Annotated in this window: 19 protein-coding genes and 1 tRNA gene; 13 read left to right on the top strand and 7 right to left on the bottom strand. The window is 67.6% G+C overall.

Annotated elements, in window-relative coordinates:
* Nucleotides 1-9: 9 nt before the first annotated feature.
* The gene (locus AC3WQY_RS10495; protein WP_492708106.1) at nt 10-699 is read right to left on the bottom strand and encodes a DUF4082 domain-containing protein; all 690 of its coding nucleotides are present in this window, start codon (nt 697-699) and stop codon (nt 10-12) included.
* 163 nt (nt 700-862) lie between these two features.
* Here AC3WQY_RS10495 and AC3WQY_RS10490 point away from each other — a divergent pair, with 163 nt between their 5' ends.
* On the top strand, nt 863-1,588 hold the full coding sequence (locus tag AC3WQY_RS10490; RefSeq protein WP_492708103.1) for a hypothetical protein: 726 nt from the start codon (nt 863-865) through the stop codon (nt 1,586-1,588).
* 23 nt (nt 1,589-1,611) lie between these two features.
* Here the strand turns inward: AC3WQY_RS10490 and paeA are convergent, their stop codons facing one another.
* The 3 genes from paeA to smc are packed head-to-tail and all read right to left on the bottom strand — an operon-like array spanning nt 1,612 to nt 7,525.
* Entirely contained in the window at nt 1,612-2,904 is a 1,293-nt protein-coding gene (paeA, locus tag AC3WQY_RS10485) for a polyamine export protein PaeA (protein WP_285232040.1), read from the bottom strand.
* Nucleotides 2,905-2,939: 35 nt separating this feature from the next.
* The gene (locus AC3WQY_RS10480; protein ID WP_285232039.1) at nt 2,940-4,007 is read right to left on the bottom strand and encodes a cell division protein ZipA C-terminal FtsZ-binding domain-containing protein; all 1,068 of its coding nucleotides are present in this window, start codon (nt 4,005-4,007) and stop codon (nt 2,940-2,942) included.
* Nucleotides 4,004-7,525: a chromosome segregation protein SMC gene (gene smc, locus AC3WQY_RS10475; protein WP_492708100.1), complete on the bottom strand. Its 3,522-nt coding sequence runs from the start codon at nt 7,523-7,525 to the stop codon at nt 4,004-4,006. Before smc ends, AC3WQY_RS10480 begins: the two co-directional genes overlap by 4 nt.
* 225 nt (nt 7,526-7,750) lie before the next feature.
* Between smc and queF the strand changes: the two genes are divergently transcribed.
* The 8 genes from queF to AC3WQY_RS10435 are packed head-to-tail and all read left to right on the top strand — an operon-like array spanning nt 7,751 to nt 15,938.
* A complete protein-coding gene (gene queF / locus AC3WQY_RS10470; protein ID WP_285235634.1) occupies nt 7,751-8,182 on the top strand; it encodes a preQ(1) synthase in 432 nt (143 codons plus the stop codon).
* A gap of 11 nt (nt 8,183-8,193) precedes the next feature.
* Nucleotides 8,194-8,619, top strand: coding sequence for an SET domain-containing protein (locus AC3WQY_RS10465; protein WP_285232037.1), 426 nt, complete (start codon nt 8,194-8,196; stop codon nt 8,617-8,619).
* A gap of 7 nt (nt 8,620-8,626) precedes the next feature.
* On the top strand, nt 8,627-9,847 hold the full coding sequence (gene dapC, locus AC3WQY_RS10460) for a succinyldiaminopimelate transaminase (RefSeq protein ID WP_492708097.1): 1,221 nt from the start codon (nt 8,627-8,629) through the stop codon (nt 9,845-9,847).
* A 57-nt stretch (nt 9,848-9,904) separates the two neighbouring features.
* A complete protein-coding gene (dapD, locus tag AC3WQY_RS10455) occupies nt 9,905-10,729 on the top strand; it encodes a 2,3,4,5-tetrahydropyridine-2,6-dicarboxylate N-succinyltransferase (protein ID WP_285232035.1) in 825 nt (274 codons plus the stop codon).
* Nucleotides 10,730-10,763: 34 nt separating this feature from the next.
* Nucleotides 10,764-11,918: a PilT/PilU family type 4a pilus ATPase gene (locus tag AC3WQY_RS10450; RefSeq protein ID WP_285232034.1), complete on the top strand. Its 1,155-nt coding sequence runs from the start codon at nt 10,764-10,766 to the stop codon at nt 11,916-11,918.
* Nucleotides 11,919-11,920: 2 nt separating this feature from the next.
* Complete coding sequence (gene dapE, locus AC3WQY_RS10445; protein ID WP_492708094.1) at nt 11,921-13,078, top strand: succinyl-diaminopimelate desuccinylase; 1,158 nt, start codon at nt 11,921-11,923, stop codon at nt 13,076-13,078.
* A 5-nt stretch (nt 13,079-13,083) separates the two neighbouring features.
* Nucleotides 13,084-13,953, top strand: a complete 870-nt coding sequence (gene prmB / locus AC3WQY_RS10440; protein WP_492708227.1) for a 50S ribosomal protein L3 N(5)-glutamine methyltransferase — start codon at nt 13,084-13,086, stop codon at nt 13,951-13,953.
* The gene (locus tag AC3WQY_RS10435; protein ID WP_285232031.1) at nt 13,950-15,938 is read left to right on the top strand and encodes an ATP-binding cassette domain-containing protein; all 1,989 of its coding nucleotides are present in this window, start codon (nt 13,950-13,952) and stop codon (nt 15,936-15,938) included. The genes prmB and AC3WQY_RS10435 overlap by 4 nt, the downstream gene beginning before the upstream one ends.
* Nucleotides 15,939-15,942: 4 nt before the next feature.
* On the opposite strand, the gene AC3WQY_RS10430 is transcribed toward AC3WQY_RS10435, so the two are convergent.
* Nucleotides 15,943-16,302, bottom strand: coding sequence for a DUF1304 domain-containing protein (locus tag AC3WQY_RS10430; RefSeq protein WP_492708092.1), 360 nt, complete (start codon nt 16,300-16,302; stop codon nt 15,943-15,945).
* 67 nt (nt 16,303-16,369) lie between these two features.
* Here AC3WQY_RS10430 and AC3WQY_RS10425 point away from each other — a divergent pair, with 67 nt between their 5' ends.
* Together AC3WQY_RS10425 and AC3WQY_RS10420 are read left to right on the top strand one after the other, a co-directional pair.
* On the top strand, nt 16,370-16,864 hold the full coding sequence (locus tag AC3WQY_RS10425; RefSeq protein ID WP_492708090.1) for a MarR family winged helix-turn-helix transcriptional regulator: 495 nt from the start codon (nt 16,370-16,372) through the stop codon (nt 16,862-16,864).
* A 26-nt stretch (nt 16,865-16,890) separates the two neighbouring features.
* On the top strand, nt 16,891-17,316 hold the full coding sequence (locus AC3WQY_RS10420; protein ID WP_492708087.1) for an organic hydroperoxide resistance protein: 426 nt from the start codon (nt 16,891-16,893) through the stop codon (nt 17,314-17,316).
* A 49-nt stretch (nt 17,317-17,365) separates the two neighbouring features.
* Here the strand turns inward: AC3WQY_RS10420 and AC3WQY_RS10415 are convergent, their stop codons facing one another.
* The gene (locus AC3WQY_RS10415) at nt 17,366-18,292 is read right to left on the bottom strand and encodes an asparaginase (RefSeq protein WP_492708085.1); all 927 of its coding nucleotides are present in this window, start codon (nt 18,290-18,292) and stop codon (nt 17,366-17,368) included.
* A gap of 99 nt (nt 18,293-18,391) precedes the next feature.
* On the opposite strand from AC3WQY_RS10415, the gene lexA reads away from it, so the two are divergent.
* Nucleotides 18,392-19,090: a transcriptional repressor LexA gene (lexA, locus tag AC3WQY_RS10410; RefSeq protein ID WP_492708083.1), complete on the top strand. Its 699-nt coding sequence runs from the start codon at nt 18,392-18,394 to the stop codon at nt 19,088-19,090.
* Nucleotides 19,091-19,102: 12 nt separating this feature from the next.
* Nucleotides 19,103-19,399 carry a helix-hairpin-helix domain-containing protein gene (locus AC3WQY_RS10405; protein WP_492708081.1) on the top strand — a complete coding sequence of 99 codons (297 nt, stop codon included), beginning with the start codon at nt 19,103-19,105 and terminating at the stop codon, nt 19,397-19,399.
* Nucleotides 19,400-19,451: 52 nt separating this feature from the next.
* Here AC3WQY_RS10405 and AC3WQY_RS10400 read toward each other — a convergent pair.
* Nucleotides 19,452-19,528, bottom strand: a tRNA-Asp gene (locus AC3WQY_RS10400).
* Nucleotides 19,529-19,693 lie beyond the last annotated feature (165 nt).

The following is a 19,693-nucleotide window of genomic DNA, read 5'->3' as shown; positions in this document are numbered from 1 at the left end:
GGGAGCCAACTAACGCTGCACGATGCTGCCCGAGCTGCTCTGAACCGCCGATGTGCCGGCGCTCATCAGTTGCCGGCGCCGCAGCGCCAGGCCCAGCAGGCCCAGGGTCAGCAAGCCGGCCTGGCCCGGTTCGGGCACCGCGGCGATCTGGAAGTTCGCACCGAGCCAGGCCGAGCCGGCCACACCGGACGAGCCCAGCGGGAAGTCCTGGCCGTCGTCCCAGTAGCGGTCCACCACCTGGGTCAGGCGCCCGTCGAAGCTGCCCACGCTGCTGTCGCCGCCCATATTGAAGGCGGTGGCCTCGCCGACCGGCAGATAGGCCCCGATGACGTAGATATGGCCCGGCAGCAGCGTCAGTGGGCTGATCGCCGCATGCCGGAACTGGCCCACCAGGGTCGCAACGGTCCCGGCGGCCACCTCGGTCGTGGCCAGCAGGGTGCCAACCTGGTCGTCCAGCCACAGCGAGACCTGTGCCGGCGCAGCGAGCCCGGGCGCTCCGCCGTCAAAGACGCCCAGCGAGACCACCTCGACCGCCTCGGACACCATGAACTCGAAGCCCAGCGTGAACTTGCCGTCGGTCGGGAAGGTGGCGCCGACGCTGTCCAGGGTCAGGGCCGGCGTGGCCGCACCGACCTCCGGGGCTGCCAGCGCCATCAGGCCGGCGACGAGCGGAGCCAGCAGGTTTGCAGAGTGTTTCATCCGAGCCTCGCCAGAGTGAGGTTTCAGTCTATGCGGGCCCATCGGCGTCGAGCCTCATCAACATAGGGGTGTGGGCCCGTCTGATCGCTGCCCGGCGGCTGCAGGCGCTGGTCAAGGGCCGGCGCGCTCATCACAATCAACGGCTCGCCAACAGGAGATTCAGATGCAGCTCTTCAGAACCCTTGGCCTGTCAGCCGTCCTCACGGTCGCCTTGTGTCTGGCTGGCGCGGCGCAGGCGCAGCCGGTCGTCAGTTCCGCCCAGCGCCTGGCCAACTTGGAGACGACGGTCGCCGCCCTGAGCCAGACGGTCGCCAGCTTGCAGGCCGCCAACACGGCACAGGCGAGCACGATCGCCGCGCTGCAGACGGCGTTGAGCACGGAGGTTGCCGATCGCAAGGCCTATGCCGACGCCGCGGCCGCCAACGCGCTGGCCAGCGCAAAGAGCTATGGCGACGGCCTGGTGAGTCCGCTGAACAACAAGCTGGCGCACTTCAGCCGCAATGGCAACGAGATCTACATCACCGGCGCCAACCTGAATCTTCGCAATGGCACGGGCCTCACCTACCAAACCCTCAACGGCCTGGGCAATCTGACCATCGGCTACAACGAGTTGCGCGGCGGCAGCGGCGCGGTCAATACGCGCAGCGGCTCGCACAATCTGATACTGGGCTTCAACCAGAACTACAGCCACGCCGGGGCGCTCTTGCTGGGGGCGGTCAACAGCAGCAGCAACCATTTCGCCTCGGTGCTGGGCGGCACCGGCAATGTCTCGGGGGGCTATTACTCGGCGGTGGTCGGCGGCTACGACAACCAGGCCACCGGCAACTGGTCCACCGTGCTCGGTGGCCAGGGCGTGCGGGCCAGCGCGCAGCTGGCCCACGTCCCTTGACTTGATGCCTGGGCGCCAGGGGCTTACGGTGGCGCCGGCAGGCGCGTGATCATCACCTGGTCGACGCGGTGGCTGTCCACGTCCACCACCTCGAAGCGCCAGCCCTCCCAGACGACCTGATCGGTGCGGCGCGGGATGCGGCGCAGCATCACCATCAGGAAGCCGGCTAGGGTGTCGTACTGGCCGGCATGGGGCCAGGCCTCCACCTCCAGCGCGCGCTGCACATCGGGGATGGGGGTGATGCCGTCGGCCAGGAAGGAGCCGTCCTCGCGGCGCACGATCTGCTCCTCGTCGTGGCTGGCCACCAGGCTGCCCATCACCGTGCTCATCACGTCGTTGAGGGTGATCACGCCCACCACCAGGCTGTATTCGTTCACCACCACGGCGAAGTCTTCATGCTTCTCGCGGAACTGCAGCAGCACCTCGGAGAGGGTGATGCGGTCCGGCACGATCAGCACCTTCTTGATCAGGCCCTCGCTGCCGCGCAGGCGCAGCGCCTCCTCGCGCAGCACGCGCTGGAACAGGTCGGTGGCGTCCACATAGCCCACCACCTGGTCGATCTCGCCCTCGCAGACCAGGTAGGTGGAATGCGGTTCCTCGGCGATGCGGTTGCGCACCAGCGCGTCTTCGTCGTCGAGGCCGAAGAAGACGATGCGCTCGCGCGTGGTCATCACGCTTTCCACCGTGCGCGTGTCGAGCTCGAACACGTTCTCGATGATCTGCTGCTCGGCATCGGCCACCACGCCGGCAAGGTTGCCGGCCTCGGCCAGGGCCAGGATGTCGGCATGGGTGATGCTGTTGTCGCGCGCGGCAGGCAGGCCCATCAGCCGTATCAAGGCCTCGCTGATCCGGCTGAAGGCCCAGGACAAGGGCCGCAGCAGGGTGCACAGCGCCAGCATGGGCGCGATCAGGATCAGCGCCACGCGCTCGGGTTCGTTCATCGAGAGGCGCTTGGGCACCAGGTCGGCCAGCACGATGAAGAGTGCGGTGATGGCCGCGAAGGAAAGCGCGAAGCCCAGGCTTTGCGCCTGCTCGGGCGCCAGCAGCAGGCCCAGGGCGGCGGAGAAATGCGGCGTGAACGCGCCCTCGCCGACGATGCCGCCCAGGATGGCCACGGTGTTGACGCCGATCTGCACCACGGTGAAGTAATGGCCGGGCTGCTCCTGCACCTCCAACACGCGCTCGGCACGGCCATCGCCCTCGTCGGCCAGCTGGCGCAGCTTGAGCCGACGCGAGGCCGCCACCGACATCTCGGCCATCGAGAAGAAGGCACTGGCGGCGATCAAGAGGGCAATCAGCAAGAGGCTGGTGCTCAAGGGGACTCCAGGGGCTGCTCAGAGCCCCAGTGTAGTCAGCTGAACAGGCGCCGCGCGGCCAGGCTGCCGGCCGCCAGATCGCGCGAGGCCAGGGCCTTGTAGAGCGTGGACAGCTCCTGGCCGATGGCGGCGAAGGCATGCAGATTGAGGACCTGGGCGCGGTCGTCGCAGACATCGGCCTCGATGTCGCGCGAGAGCGCCCGCGCGGCTTCCTGCCAGGCGGCAAAGGGCTCCAGCGCCTCGGGGGTCTGCGGCACGTCCAGCGCCAGCGTCAGCTCGCGCAGCGCCGAGGCCTGCGGGTCTTCGGCCAGGGCCGCCTGGGCATCGAACTGCAGGCTCAGGATCGGCGGCGCGCCCTCCTCTTCGGCGGCCAGCACCAGGCGGCCGGGGATGGCACCGGGCACGAAGCCGTGGCGCAGCGCCATCTGCTGCACATAGCCCAGGGTCCAGGCGGCGCTGCGCGCGCGCAGCACCACGGCCAGCTGGGCGTCATGCTCGCTGGCGAACTGATCGAGCTCGCGGGCACGCGCCACCACGTCCAGCATGTCGGGGAACTGCACGAAGGCGCTCAGGCCATCGGCGAAGCCCTGCACCTTCTGCACGAACTCCGAGTACTCGATCTCGTTCATCGCGCCGCTGCGGTTGGCCATCTGCACACCGGCCTGGAACTCGCTGTAGCGCTGGCCCGGCAGGGGCAGCTCCCACTCGCCCGATTCGGCATTCAGCCCCTCGATGTGGAAGGGCTTGGTGCCGGCGCGGCGGCTGCCCGGCAGGTGCGAGATCGCCAGGTCGCCGGTCACCGGCGCTTCCAGCGTGACGGTGGCGATGGCGTCGATCAGCGCATCGATGCGGGCCGAGGGCTTGCGCGGCAGCTGGCGCGCCACCAGGGGCACGGTCTCGTCGCCCGGCATGGCGGGCTGGAAGGGCTCGCCCACCGCGTCCTTGGCCTCGCCCAGGGTCGGGTCTTGCCGCTCGCCCAGCTGCGGCTCGATCGGCGGGTCGGCACGGCGCGGGCCGGCCTTGCGGGCGGTCCAGGCGCCATGGGCGATGACGGCGGCGAGGATCAGGCCACCGAGGATGGCGAGCATGGCAGTCAAGGTCATGCGGCCTCCGCCATGCCCAGCGCGGCTTCCATGTCGACGGCCACGATGCGCGACACGCCCTGCTCCTGCATGGTCACGCCAATCAGTTGTTCTGCCATTTCCATTGCAATCTTGTTGTGCGAGATGAAGAGGAACTGCGTGCCCTTGCTGCTCATCTCAGAAACCAGTTTCGCGTAACGCTCGGTGTTGGCGTCGTCCAGCGGCGCATCCACCTCGTCCAGCAGGCAGAAGGGCGCGGGGTTGAGCATGAAGATGGCGAACACCAGGGCGATCGCGGTGAGCGCCTTCTCGCCGCCCGAGAGCAGGTGGATGGTGCTGTTCTTCTTGCCGGGCGGCTGGGCCATCACCTGCACGCCGGAATCGAGGATCTCGTCGCCGGTGATCACCAGCTTGGCATTGCCGCCGCCGAAGAGCGTGGGGAACATGCGGCCGAAATGCTCGTTCACCTGGTTGAAGGTGCCGGAGAGCAGGTCGCGCGTCTCGAGGTCGATCTTGTGGATCGCATCTTCCAGGGTCTTCATCGCGGTGCTGAGGTCGGTGTACTGCGAGTCGAGGAAGGTCTTACGCTCGCGCGCCGCGCTCAGCTCGTCCAGCGCAGCCAGGTTCACCGCGCCCAGGGCCGCGATCTCGCGGTTGATGCGGTCGATCTCGCCCTGCAGGCCGTAGAGCTTGACCTGGCCCTCTTCTACTGTCCTGGCGAGCGCCTCCAGGTCCACCGCGGCGGCGAGCAGCTGCTCCATGTACTGGGCGCCGCCCAGCGAGGCGGCCTGCTCGTCCAGCTGCAGCTTGGTGATGCGTTCGCGCAGCGGGTCCAGGCTGCGCTCGAAGGCCAGGCGCTGCTCCTCGGCCTTGCGCAGGCGCAGGCTCAGGTCGTCATAACCGGCGCGCACGGCGGCGAGCTCGCGCTCGCGCTCGACCTTCAGCGCCAGCGCGTCCTGCAGGCCGGCCTGGGCGGCCGCGTCGTTGAGCGTGTCCAGCTCCTTGCCCAGGGTCTCGGCCGACTGCACGTTCAGCGCCATCTGCTGCTGGGCGGTCTCGATGGAACGCTGCAGCTCGCCGCGGCGCGCCGCCAGCGTGCGGGCGCTGAAGGTAGCCTCCTGGGCGCGGCGCTCCAGCGAGCGCAGCTGCTCGCGCGCCTCGGCCAGGCGGCGCTCGGCGCTGATCACCGCATCGTCCAGCTCGGCATGCTTCTCCTGGCAGGTGGCCAGCTGCATGTCCAGCTCCTCGAAACGGGCCTCGCCGGTGATGCGGCGCTCCTGCAGCTCCTCGGACTGGGCATCGATCTCGAACAGCTCCTCTTCCAGTTGGGCACGCCGGGTGCTGGCGGCCTCGCTCTGCTGGGTGAGGCGCAGCAGCTCCACATGCAGCTGGTGGGCGCGGGTCTGGGTGTCGGTGGCTTCGCGGCGCACCTGGCCCAGGCGCTGCGAGGCCTCGGTATAGCCGGCCTCGGCGCGCACCAATTGCGTCTTGGCGTCTTCGGCGATGAGCTGCTGGGCGCGCAACTCGCGGCCCAGGTTCTCGATCTCCTGGGCGCGCGCCAGCAGGCCGGCGGCCTCGGAATCGGGCGCATAGAAGCTCACCGCGAACTGACTCACCGCATGGCCCTCGCGGGTCATGATGACCTCGCCATGCGTGAGCTTGGCACGGCCCGCCAGAGCCTCGTCGATGCTGGCGGCGGTGTAGACGCCTTCCAGCCAGTCGTTCAGCAAGGCCTTCAAACCGGGCTGATCGTCCAGCCTCAACAGCTCGGTGAGGCGCGGCAGGGTCTCGTGGGTGTTGGCGATCGAGGCCGCGGGCGGCGAGTAAAACGCCAGCCGGGCGGGCGGCGCATCGCAGGCGAAGGCGCGCACCGTCTCCAGCCGGCCCACCTCCAGCGCCCCCATGCGCTCGCGCAGGGCCGCCTCCAGGGCGTTTTCCCAGCCCTGCTGGATGTGCAGCCTGGTCCACAGTCCGGCCAGGCCCTCCAGCCCATGCTTGGCCAGCCAGGGCTTGAGCTTGCCCTCGGTCTGCACCTTCTCTTGCAGGGCGCGCAGCGCATCGAGCTTGGCGGAGAGCTCCGATTGCCGCGCCAGCTGGGCGTTGGCATCCTGCTGTGCGGCGCGACGCGTCTCGTCCAGCGCCGGCACCTGCTCGGAGAGCTCGTGCAGGCGCGCATCGGCCAGCTCGCGCGCCTCGTCGGCGGCCTCGCTCTGGCGCTTCAATTCGGCCAGGCGATCCTGGTCCGGCAGGGTCAGGCCTTGCCGCTCGGTGGCCAGGCGCTCGCGCCGACCGCGCAACTGGCGCGCTTGCTCGTCGATATTGCGGCTCTCGGCGGCCAGCACCTGGATCTGCTGCTGCACCTGGGTCACCAGGCCGCGCTGCTCGTTGGCCCGGCCTTGAGCGGCGCGCACCGCGTCCTCGCTATTGGGCAGGTTCATGCCCTGCTCCTCGGCCTGGGCGGCGAGGATCTCGCTCTGCTCCTCGGCCGTGGCGATCTGCGCGCCGATGTGCTCCTGCTCCTCGCGCGCCTGGGCCGAGCGCTCTTCCCATTGCTGGTTCTGGGTGTGCAGCTCCAGCAGGCGTTGCTCAACGCGCTGGCGCCCCTCCACCACATAGCGGATGCGCTCTTCCAGCCGGCTCACTTCCAGCTGGGCCTCGGCCATGCGGCCCTGCGAGGCATGCAGCTCGTCGCCCGCCGCATAGTGGGCCTGGCGCACCGTTTCCAGCTCGGCCTCGACGGCGCGCAGCTCGGCCATGCGGGCCTCCAGCGCGTTCACCGCTTCGAGCTGCTCGCCCTTCACGCGCGCCTGTTCGCCGGTGGCGTCGCGGTGCTTGAGGAACCAGAGCTGATGCAGCTTGAGCGTGCCCTGCTCCTGCAGCTGGCGATAGCTGGCCGCCACCACGGCCTGCTTCTCCAGGCGCTCGAGGTTGTTGTTGAGCTCGCGCAGGATGTCGTCCACGCGGGTGAGGTTCTCGCGCGTGTCCTTGAGCCGGTTCTCGGTCTCGCGGCGGCGCTCCTTGTACTTGGAGACGCCGGCCGCCTCCTCGAGAAACATGCGCAGCTCTTCGGGCTTGCTCTCGATGATGCGGCTGATGGTGCCCTGGCCGATGATGGCGTAGGCGCGCGGCCCCAGGCCGGTGCCCAGGAACACGTCCTGCACATCGCGGCGGCGCACCACCTGGTTGTTGATGAAGTAGCTGGAGCTGCCGTCGCGCGTCAGCACGCGCTTGACGGCGATCTCGGTGAACTGGTTCCACTGGCCGCCGGCACGCGCGTCTTCATTGCTGAACACCAGTTCCACGCTGGCGCGGCTGGCCGGCTTGCGGTTGCCCGAGCCATTGAAGATCACGTCCTGCATGGACTCGCCGCGCAGCTCGCTGGCCTTGCTTTCGCCCAGCACCCAGCGCACGGCGTCCATGATGTTGGACTTGCCGCAGCCATTGGGCCCCACCACGCCCACCAGCTGCCCGGGCAGCTGGAAATTCGTGGGCTCGGCAAAGGACTTGAAGCCGGAGAGCTTGATCGAGTTCAGGCGCATTTCAGTGGACGCGTACTAAGCCCTTGATTTATTTACAGAAAAGCCCCTTCAAGGGGGCTCGTCTCGGGGCCGGATGATACCATCGGGGCCTCCCCATTTAAGACAAGCCCAGGGCCATGGCCCCGGGCCGCAGCATCCATGGCCACCCAGAAGAAAACCGCCAAGTCCGCAGCCCCCGCGCCCAAGATGCGCAAAGACGTGGAGCTCGCGCCCAAGCAGCGCGAGATGCCGCCCAACCCGCCCTCGCGTCCCAGCAAGGAGCTGCATGTCTTCCCCAACCCGGCCCCCGAGCGCGACTATGTGATCCAGTTCCAGGTGCCCGAGTTCACCTGCCACTGCCCGCTCACCGGCCAGCCCGACTTCGCGCACTTCACCATCGACATGATCGCGGACCAGTATTGCGTCGAACTGAAGAGCCTGAAGATGTATTTCTGGAGCTACCGCGACGAGGGCGCCTTCCACGAGAAGGTCACCAACACCATCCTGGAAGACATCGTCAAGGTCACCAACCCACGCTTCATCCGCATCACCGCCAAGTGGTATGTGCGCGGCGGCATCTACACCAATGTGGTGGTGGAGCACCGCAAGAAGGGCTGGAAGCCGCAGCCGCGCGTGGACCTGCCCGCGCATGGTTTCGAATCCGGTCTGCTGCGCTGATCGATCGCTGCGTGGCCCTGGCCTCCCACCCCGCGCATCAACTGGTCGAGGTGACGGTGCGGCGCAGCCGCATCGACGGCTTCGGCGTGTTCGCGGCCGAGGCGATTGGCGCGGGCGCGCGCCTGGGTGAGCTGACCGGCGAGGCCATCACGGTGGCCGAGGCGCGCCGCCGCGCCGAGGGCCGGCAGCGCCTGATGCTGGTGGAGCTCTCCGCCAGCCGCGCCATCGATGCCAGCCGCAGCAGCGACCCGATGCGCTTCACCAACCACAGCTGCGCACCGAATGCCCGCCTGCGGGTGGAGGCCGGCGAAATTGCCTTCTTCGCGCTGCGCGATATCTCGCTTGGCGAAGAAATAACCGTGTCCTACGGCAGCACCCACCACGAAGGGCGCCTGGCCTGCCGCTGCGGGGCCGAGAATTGCCAGGGTCAACTCTGAAGCCGCCATGAGCATTGCACCGCCTGCACCACACAACCCGCTGCTGGACAAGCTGCACCCCTACCCCTTCGAGCGCCTGCGCGCGCTCACCGCAGGGCTGACGCCCAACCCGGCCTACAAGCCCATCAGCCTGGGCATTGGCGAGCCCAAGCATCCCGCGCCCAAGCTGATCGAGGACGCCCTGGTGGCCAGCCTCAAGAGCCTCTCGGCCTACCCCGCCACCGCCGGTGCACCGGCCCTGCGCGAAGCCATCGTGGGCTGGCTGCGGCGCCGCTATGGCCTGAGCCTGGACGCGGCCACCCAGGTACTGCCGGTGAACGGTTCGCGCGAGGCGCTGTTCGCCATCGCGCAGACGGTGATCGACCCCACGCGTGCTGGCGCGACCGTGGTCTGCCCCAATCCCTTCTACCAGATCTACGAGGGCGCGGCCCTGCTGGCCGGCGCCGAGACGGCCTTCGCCAACTCGGATCCGGCGCGCAACTTTGCGGCCGACTGGTCGCAGATCGATGCCGCCACCTGGGCCAGGACGCAGTTGCTCTACGTCTGCTCACCCGGCAACCCGACCGGCGCGGTGATGCCGCTTTCGGAGTGGGAGCAACTGTTCGCGCTCAGCGACCGCTACGGCTTCGTGATCGCCTCGGACGAGTGCTACTCGGAGATCTACTTCCGCGACGAGGCGCCGCTGTCGGGCCTGGAGGCCGCGGTCAAGCTGGGGCGCAGCGATTTCAGGAACCTGATCGCCTTCACCAGCCTCAGCAAGCGCTCCAATGTGCCGGGCCTGCGCTCTGGCTTCGTGGCGGGCGATGCCCAGATCATCAAGCGCTTCCTGCTCTACCGCACCTACCATGGCAGCGCCATGAGCCCGATGGTGCAGGCGGCCAGCATCGCGGCCTGGGGCGACGAGGCCCATGTGATCGCGAACCGCGAGCAGTACCGCGCCAAGTTCGCCCAGGTGACGCCGCTGCTGGCCGAGGTGCTGGACGTGGCGCTGCCGGATGCCAGCTTCTATCTATGGGCTGGGGTACCTGGCGGAGACGATGTACGTTTCGCCCTGGAACTGCTGGCTCAATACAATGTCGCGGTGCTGCCGGGCAGCCTGCTGGCGCGAACCGCCCATGGCACGAATCCGGGCGCCGGGCGTATCCGCCTGGCCCTGGTGGCCGAGGTGGCCGAATGCATGGAAGCGGCCGAACGCATCCGCGCCTTCGCGAAGACCTACCAGGCCTGAGCCGCACCCGTATTCATCCATCCAACCTCTTCCCTCCCTCTTCGAACGAGTTTCCTCATGAGCCACCAAGCACTGCAATCCGTCATCGACCTCGCCTGGGAAGGCCGCGCCAACATCACCGCCACCAACGCCCCCGAGGTGCGCGAGGCGGTGGAGCATGTGATCGCCGAGCTGGATGCCGGCCGCCTGCGCGTGGCCGAGCGCCAGGCCGTGGGCCAGTGGACGGTGCACCAATGGATCAAGAAGGCGGTGCTGCTGTCCTTCCGGCTGAACGACAACCACATCATGGGCGAAGGCCCGCTGACCTTCTTCGACAAGGTGCCCACCAAGTTCGGCGGCATGAGCGAAGAGCAGCTGCGCGCCACCGGCGTGCGCGTGGTGCCGCCCGCGGTGGCACGCCGCGGCAGCTACCAGGCCAAGAACGTGGTGCTGATGCCTTCCTACGTGAACATCGGTGCCTATGTGGACGAGGGCGCGATGGTGGACACCTGGGCCACCGTGGGCTCCTGCGCGCAGATCGGCAAGAACGTGCACCTCTCCGGCGGCGTGGGCATCGGCGGCGTGCTGGAGCCCCTGCAGGCCAACCCCACCATCATCGAAGACAACTGCTTCATCGGCGCGCGCTCCGAGGTGGTGGAAGGCGTGATCGTGGAGGAGAACTCGGTGATCTCGATGGGCGTCTACCTGGGCCAGAGCACGCCCATCTACGACCGCGAGACCGACACCGTGAGCTATGGCCGCATCCCCGCCGGCTCGGTGGTGATCAGCGGCAGCCTGCCCAAGGCCGATGGCAAGTACAGCCTCTACGCCGCCATCATCGTCAAGAAGGTCGATGCCGGCACGCGCGCCAAGACCAGCATCAACGACCTGCTGCGCGCCTGATCTTCAGCCAACGCCAACGCGAGGGAGCACCGGCATGAGTGGAAACATGGAGCGCATCCTGCGCCTGATGGCGGAGAAAGGGGCGTCCGACTCCTATCTCTCGGCCAATATGCCGGTGCTGATACGCATCAACGGCCAGATCCTGCAGCTGTCCGACCAGTTGCTGAGCCCCTCGCAACCGCGCCAGCTCATCAGCGAGGTGATCGAGCCGGCCCAGCTGGCCGAGCTGGACCAGACCGGCGAGCTGAACATGGCGGTGTCGATCCCCAAGGTGGGCAGCTTCCGGCTCTCGGGCTTTCGCCAGCGCGGCAGCATCGCCGCGGTGTTCCGCCATATCCCGCACACCATCCCCTCGCTGGAAAGCCTCAACCTGCCGCCGATACTGGGCAAGCTGGTGCAGGAAAAGCGCGGCCTGATCCTGATGGTGGGCGCCACCGGCACCGGCAAGAGCACCACGCTGGCCGCCATGCTGGAGCAGCGCAACCAGAACATGGCCGGCCACATCCTCACCATCGAGGACCCGCTGGAATACCTGTTCACCAACAAGCGCTCGGTGGTGAACCAGCGCGAGGTGGGGCGCGACACCGCCTCGCTGCAGGTGGCCTTGAAGAACGCGCTGCGCCAGTCGCCCGACTGCATCCTGATCGGCGAGATCCGCGATCGCGACACCATGACGGCGGCGATCTCCTATGCGCTCTCGGGCCATCTGGTGGTGGCCACCCTGCACGGCAACAACAGCTACCACGCGCTGAACCGCATCCTCTCCTTCTACACGCCGGAATCGCGCCCCGCGCTGCTCAACGACCTGGCCGCGGGCCTGAAGGCGGTGATCTCGCAGCGCCTGGTGCGCGCCACTGCGGGCGGCCGCGTACCGGTGACCGAGATCATGCTCAACACCAAGCTGATCGCCGAGTTCATCGAGCAGGGCGATTTCACCAGCGTGAAGGAGGCGATGGAGAAGTCGATTGCCGAGGGCTCGCTGACCTTCGAGGAGCATTTCGCCAAGCTCATCAAGGACGGCACCATCACGCGCGAGGAAGGCCTGGCGTTTGCCGACTCGCCCACCAACCTGCTGTGGCGGCTGCAGAACGACATGCCCGGCCAGACCAAGCCGAGCGCCAAGAAGGAAGAGCCGGCCCAGGACGAGGCCAGCTTCACCGAGATCACCCTGGACGTGAGGCCCGAATAAGCATGAGTCAGGCAGACAGCACTTTTGCGCTGCTCGAGCAGCTGATCGCCCTGCCCTCGGTGACGCCGCGCGATGCCGGTTGCCTGGAGCTGCTGGGCGCGCGCCTGCAGGCCCTGGGCTTCGAGCTGGAGCGCATGGACTCGGGGCCCGAGGACTTCCGCGTCAGCAATCTCTGGGCGATCAGGCGCGGCAGCGCCGCCGACGGTCCGGTGCTGATGTTTGCCGGCCATACCGACGTGGTGCCCACCGGCTCGCTGGCGGCCTGGACCAGCGACCCCTTCGTGCCCAGCTACCGCGATGGCCGCCTCTACGGCCGCGGCACGGCCGACATGAAGAGCTCGCTGGCGGCCATGGTGGTGGCCTGCGAGGCCTTTGTGGCCGCGCATCCGCAGCATGCCGGCAGCATCGCCTTCCTGCTCACCAGCGACGAGGAAGGCCCGGCCCGCGATGGCACGGTGGTCTGCTGCGAGCGCCTGAAGGCGCGCGGCCAGCGCCTGGACTACGCCATCGTCGGCGAACCGACCTCGGTGGCTCAGATCGGCGACATGGTCAAGAACGGCCGCCGCGGCACGCTCAGCGGCAAGCTGCGCGTGCAGGGCATCCAGGGCCATGTGGCCTACCCGCAGCTGGCGCGCAACCCGGTGCACCAGGCCGCGCCCGCGCTGGCCGAACTGGCCGCCGAGCTCTGGGACCAGGGCAACGAGTATTTCCCGCCCACCACCTTCCAGATCTCCAATATCAAGGCCGGCACCGGCGCCACCAATGTGATCCCCGGCGAGCTGGAGCTGGATTTCAACTTCCGTTTTTCCACCGAGTCCACGCCGGATGGCCTGAAGGCGCGCGTGCATGCGCTGCTCGATCGCCATGGCCTCGAATACAACCTCGACTGGGTGCTGGGCGGCGAGCCCTTCCTGACGCCGGTGGGCAATCTCTCGGCCGCGCTGAGCGCCGCCATCGAGGCCGAGACCGGCCGCCGGCCCGAGCTCTCCACCACCGGTGGCACCTCGGACGGCCGCTTCATCGCCAAGATCTGCCCCCAGGTGCTGGAGTTCGGCCCCATCAACGCCAGCATCCACAAGATCGACGAGTACGTGCCGGTCGACAATATCGCGCCGCTCACCGCCATCTACCGGCGCACCCTGGAGAACCTGTTGCTGTGACCACCCTGATTGCCTGCATCGAGGCCCACGCCGCCCGCCTGACCGAGGCGGGCGTTTCTTTTGGGCATGGCACCACCAATGCCTTTGACGAGGCGGCCTGGCTGGCGCTGTGGAGCCTCAACCTGCCGCTGGATGCGCTCGACGCGCATGCCGAGCAAGACCTGACCCCGGAGCAGCAGGCGCGCCTGGCCGCCCTGGTGGATGAGCGCATCCTGAGCCGCAAGCCCGCCGCCTACATCACGCGCGAGGCCTGGCTGCAGGGCGTGCCCTTCTATGTGGACGAACGCGCCATCGTGCCGCGCAGCTTCATCGCCGAACTGATCGCCGACGCGAGCATCGACGCCTGGCTGTCGGACCAGACGCGGCGCGTGCTGGATCTGTGCACCGGCAACGGCAGCCTGGCCGTGCTGGCCGCGCTGGCCTGGCCCGAGGTGCAGGTGGACGCCATCGACCTCAGCCCCCAGGCGCTGGAAGTGGCCGAGATCAATGTGGCCAAGCATGCCTTGCAGCAGCGCATCCGCCTGCTGCAGGGTGACGGCCTGGCGCCGGCGCAGGGGCCTTACGACCTGATCCTGTGCAACCCGCCCTATGTGAACAGCCAGTCCATGGCCCGCCTGCCCGCCGAGTACCGCGCCGAGCCCGAGCTGGCCCTGGCCGGCGGCAGCGACGGCATGGACTTTGTGCGCCGCCTGTTGGCGGACGCCCCGCAGCACCTCAGCGAGCATGGCGTGCTGGTGCTGGAGATCGGCAACGAGCGCGCGTTTTTTGAAGCGGCATTCCCGCAACTGGAAGTGGCCTGGATGGAAACATCGGCCGGAGAAGATCAAGTTTTGCTAGTCACTCAAGAGTCCCTGAAGAAAGCCCTGCACGCATGATCACGCTGCGCAATATCACGCTGCGTCGCGGCACCAAGGTCGTGCTGGACGATGCCAGCGTCACGCTGCAGCCCGGCGAGAAGGTCGGCCTGGTGGGCCGCAACGGCGCCGGCAAGTCCAGCCTGTTCGCGCTGCTCACCGACAAGCTGCAAAGCGACAAGGGCGACGTCGACATTCCGCGCCAATGGACCATGGCCGAGGTGGCGCAGAACATGCCCGAGACCGAGATGCCGGCCACCGACTTCGTGCTGGAGGGCGACACCCGCCTGATGGCCGCGCAGCAGGCCCTGGCCGCGGCCGAGGCGGCCGAGGACGGCCACGCCATGGCCGATGCCCACGCCCTGCTGATGGACGCCGGCGTGTTCGACGCCCGCCCGCGCGCGCAGGCCCTGCTGATGGGTCTGGGCTTCACCGGCGCCCAGGTGGATGCCCCGGTGAACAGCTTCTCGGGCGGCTGGCGCATGCGCTTGCAGCTGGCGCGCGCACTGATGTGCCCGGCCGATCTGATGCTGCTGGACGAGCCCACCAACCACCTGGACTTGGACGCCCTGGTCTGGCTGGAAGCCTGGCTGCAGCGCTACGAGGGCACGCTCATCATCATCAGCCATGATCGCGAGTTCCTGGATGCGATCACGCGCGTGACCCTGCACCTGGATGAGATGAAGCTGATGCGCTATGGCGGCAACTACACCGCCTTCGAGGCGATGCGCGCCGAGCGCATGGTGCTGCAGCAGGCCGCATTCGAGAAGCAGCAGGACCGCATGGCCCATCTGCAGAAATTCATCGACCGCTTCAAGGCCAAGGCCAGCAAGGCCAAGCAGGCGCAGAGCCGCGTGAAGGCGCTGGAGCGCATGGAGCGCCTGGCGCCGGTGCTGACCGCCTCGGACTTCTCCTTCGAGTTCCGTGAGCCGGTTAGCCTGCCGAATCCGATGCTGATGTTCGACGAGGTGGCCTGCGGCTATGAGACCGACGAAGGCGAGAAGATCATCGTGCGCGGCATCAACCGCTCGGTGCTGGCCGGCCAGCGCATCGGCATCCTGGGCGCCAACGGCCAGGGCAAGTCCACCGTGGTGAAAACCATCGCGCGCATGCAGCGGGCTCTGGGCGGCAAGATCACCGAGGGCAAGGGCCTGCAGATTGGCTACTTTGCCCAGCAGGAAATGGATGTGCTGCGCCCCGACGAGGGGCCGCTCTCGCACATGGTGCGGCTGGCCAAGGAGGTCAGCCCGAGCGCGCGCGAGCAGGAGCTGCGCGACTTCCTGGGCCAGTTCCGCTTTGTCGGCGAGATGGTGAACCAGCAGGTCGGCAGCCTTTCCGGCGGCGAGAAGGCCCGCCTGGTGCTGGCCATGCTGGTGTGGCAGCGCCCCAACCTGCTGCTGCTGGACGAACCGACCAACCACCTGGACCTGAACACCCGCGAAGCGCTCTCGATGGCGCTGAACGAGTTCGAGGGCACGGTGATGCTGGTGAGCCATGACCGTGCGTTGCTGCGCGAGGTCTGCGATGAGTTCTGGCTGGTGAGCAAGGGCGTGGTCGGGCCCTTCGACGGCGACCTGGACGACTACCAGCGCTGGCTGCTGGAGCAGTCCAAGGAGGCCGCCAAGGCGGCCAAGGAAGCGGCCAAGGAGGCCGCGAAGGCGGGCGCGAAGAAACCCGCCGTGGTGGTGGCTGCGGCACCGGTGGCGGCGCCCGCGCCTGCGCCCAAGCGCGAGGACCGCAAGGCCAGCGGCCAGGCGCGCCAGAAACTGGCCGAGCAGACCAAGCCCATGCGCAAGGAGATGGAAGCGATCGACGCCAAGCTCAACAAGCTGGCGGACGAGCGCACGGCGCTGGAAGCACAGCTGGCATCGGGCACGGTCACGCCGGCCCAGATCGCCGATCTGGGCAAGCGCCTGAAGACCATCCACGACGAACTCGAGGCGGCCGAGCTGCGCTGGCTGGAGCTCAGCGCCGAGGTCGACGCGCTGCACGCAGCGGCCGACTGACGGCTCAGCTCAGCAGCAAGGCCGCAATGCCGAGCGCGGCCGGCAGCGCCTGCACGAAGAGGATCTTGCGGCTGGCGGTGGCCGCGCCATACAGGCCGGCCACCAGCACGCAGCCCAGGAAGAAGAACTGCACCGGACGGCCGGCGGCGTCGCCCAGCAGCAGGCCCCAGGCCAGGCCGGCGGCCAGGAAGCCGTTGTAAAGCCCCTGATTCGCGGCCAGCACCTTGCTGGCTTCGGCGAATTCGGCCGTCAGGCCGAAGGCGCGGCGCCCGCGTGGCGTGGTCCAGAGAAACATTTCCAGCACCAGGATGTAGACGTGCAGGGCCGCCACCAGCCCCACCAAGATCTTGCTCACCATGCCCATCGCAGCTCCTCAGAAGCAATACCCATTTAGATTGTGTGCAATTTAATTGCGAACTACATTAACGCCCATGGACAGCGCACGCACCATCCGTACAAACCGCAAGCAGACCGAGGCCCGCGCGCACGCCGACTGGCTGGCACTGGACCAGCAGCTCTGCTTTGCGCTCTACGCCAGCTCGTTGGCCATGACCAAGCTCTACAAGCCGCTGCTGGCGCCGCTGGGCCTGACCTATCCGCAGTATCTGGCGATGCTGGTGCTCTGGGAGGGCGATGACCTCAGCGTTTCGGCCCTGGGCGAACGGCTGCAGCTGGATTCCGGCACCCTGACCCCCCTGCTCAAGCGCCTGGAAGCCAACGGCCTGATCCGGCGGCAGCGCGCACTGGACGATGAGCGGCGTGTCCACATCCTCCTCACCGACGCCGGCGCTGCACTGCGCCAGCGCGCCAAACCCATTCCCAAGGCCCTGGCCTGTGCGAGCGCCTGTTCGCTCGATGAATTGAGTTCCCTCACCCGGCGTCTGCATGAGCTGCGCGCGCAGCTCGGCAACGCCGCCTCCACCTGAACGATTCGTTCGCAAAGGAAAGCACCATGGCTCTCGACAAAGTCCTCTACACCGCCACCGCCACCGCCACCGGCGGCCGCCAGGGCTCGGCCAAGTCTTCGGACGGCGCGCTCAAGATCGAACTCAGCACGCCGCGCGAGCTGGGCGGCGCCGGCGGCCCGGGCACCAACCCCGAACAGCTGTTTGCCGCCGGCTACTCTGCCTGCTTCATCGGCGCGATGAAGGCTGTGGGCGCGGCACAGAAGATCGCCATCCCGGCCGATGTCTCCATCACCTCGGACGTGGGCATCGGCCCGATCCCGGCCGGCTTCGGCATCCAGGTGGCGATGCGCATCAGCCTGCCGGGCATGGAGCGCGCCGCCGCCCAGGCCCTGATCGACGCTGCGCACAAGGTCTGCCCCTACTCGAACGCCACACGCGGCAATATCGACGTGACGCTGACCCTGGTCTAAGCTGCTCCAGCAAGCCCGGACATGCCGGCTACCAGGTGGCCGGCTAGTGTCAGGCAAGCAGGCCGAGCATCAACTCGACCCTCGCCTTGACCGGCGACAGCTCACCGGCCGACGGCAGCGCGCCTTCGGGCGCCCCCACCACGGCGGCGCCAGTACAGCGCGTGGCACGCAACACCGGCAGGCCCGCAGCACGGGCGCGCTTCAGCGCCTCCAACAGCGAAGCATGCACGGTCGCATTGCCCGTACCCTCGATCACGAGGCCGCGGGCGCCCGCTGCGACCAGCGCGTCGATCACCACACCATCCGCACCAGCATGGCTGGCGACGATGTCGACGCGCGGCCAGAGCTCGGGGTCGGCCGCGACGACATCAAGGCCCAAGGGCGCGCAGCTTGGCCAGTGGCGCAGCACCCTAACCTGCCCCTCCAGCACCAAGGCCAACGGTCCAGCCTCACCCGAGCTGAACGCATCCAGCGCGAAGGGCTGGGCTTTGCGCACCTCGACCGGACCATGCACACGCCCCTGCAGTACGGCCAGCACCCCGCTCGCGCCCGGGTGGGCGGCCACCGTCACGGCATCGAGCAGGTTTTGCGGGCCATCAGACTGCAAGGAGGTCACCGGCCGCATCGCCGCCGTCAACACCACGGGCTTGCCTGGTGCCAACACCCGATGCAGGAAGTAGGCGGTCTCCTCCAACGTGTCGGTGCCATGCGTCACGACCACGCCGGCCACCTCGGGCCTGGCGAGGTGATAGGCCACCCGCTGCGCCAACAGCCGCCAAACGGCATGGCTCATGTCCTTGCTGTCCAGCTGCGCGACCTGCTCGGCTTCGAGCTGCCGCGCAGCCAATGCCGGCACTGCCGTCACCAGATCAGCCACGCTGATCTGGCCGGCCACGTAGCCCACGTCATCACCCGCACCGGCGATCGTGCCGCCGGTGCCCAGGATCACGATCAAGTCATTGGTGTTGCTTTGCAATTTATTCAATCCTGGATGAAAATACAGTAGCTGGATAAATGATCAGAGGCCTGCAGTGGCTCGGTCTGCCAGTTTCAGCCCATTTCCAGCGAGGTCAGCGTGGACGATAGCCCCAAACTCACAGCCCGGCAGCAGCAAATCCTCGATCTGGTACGCACCAGCATCGAGCAAACCGGTGCGCCACCCACGCGCGCCGAGATTGCACAGGAGCTCGGATTTCGCTCCGCCAACGCCGCCGAAGAGCATTTGCAGGCCCTGGCGCGCAAGGGCGTGATCGAATTGCTGGGTGGCACCTCGCGCGGCATACGGCTGCGCTCGGACACCCTGCGCGCCCTCAACCTGGCGCGCGAGGCACGCACCGGCGTCAGCGGCATGCAGTTCAATCTGCCCATGCCGGGCTTGAACCAACTCACCCTCCCCCTGGTAGGGCGCGTGGCGGCAGGCTCGCCCATATTGGCGCAAGAACATATCGAGCAAAACTATAGCGTCGAGGCCGGCATGTTTGCGCGCAAGCCGGACTATTTGCTACGCGTACGTGGCATGAGCATGAAAGACATCGGCATCATGGATGGCGACCTGCTGGCCGTGCAGCGTGCCAGCGAGGCCAAGAACGGTCAGATCGTGGTGGCGCGCATCGGCGATGAGGTCACCGTGAAGCGTTTCAAACGCGGCAAGCAAGGCATTGAACTGCTGCCCGAGAACCCCGATTTCGAGCCCATACGCGTAACCGAAGGCGACCAGAGCTTTGCGCTCGAAGGGCTGGCGGTCGGCCTGATTCGCTCGCAGTTTCTCTCCTGAGGCGGCGCGCCCATGGTGAAACCGAGCAAGGCGGCGCATCGCGACGACTGCGTGGCGCTGGAGCAGATCCCGAATATCGGCCCCGCCATGGTGGAGGATCTGCGTCTGCTTGGCATACGCGTGCCAGGCGAGTTGCGCGGGCGTGATGCCTTCGTGCTCTACCAGCAGCTCTGCGCCATTACCGAGCAGCGCCACGACCCCTGCGTGCTCGATACATTGATGGCGGCGGTTGACTTCATGGCCGGTGCTGCCGCAGCGCCCTGGTGGCATTACACGCCACAGCGCAAGGCGCTCTACGGCAGTATCTAGCGCATAAAGAAAAACCCCGACTACTTGCGCAATCGGGGTTTGACAAAAATGTTGGCGGAGTGGACGGGACTCGAACCCGCGACCCCCGGCGTGACAGGCCGGTATTCTAACCAACTGAACTACCACTCCAGATGGATGAGCATTATATAACTCGTCGCATCAACAAGTTTCGTAAACTCGCAGCGCTTGCGCGCTGCCGTTTACCAAGCCTTGTAAAACTTGGCGTCCCCTAGGGGATTCGAACCCCTGTAGTCACCGTGAAAGGGTGGTGTCCTAGGCCTCTAGACGAAGGGG

It is taken from the genome of Roseateles sp. FW301-B2 (assembly GCF_058788955.1).
This window is presented reverse-complemented; position numbering and strand designations above follow the sequence as displayed.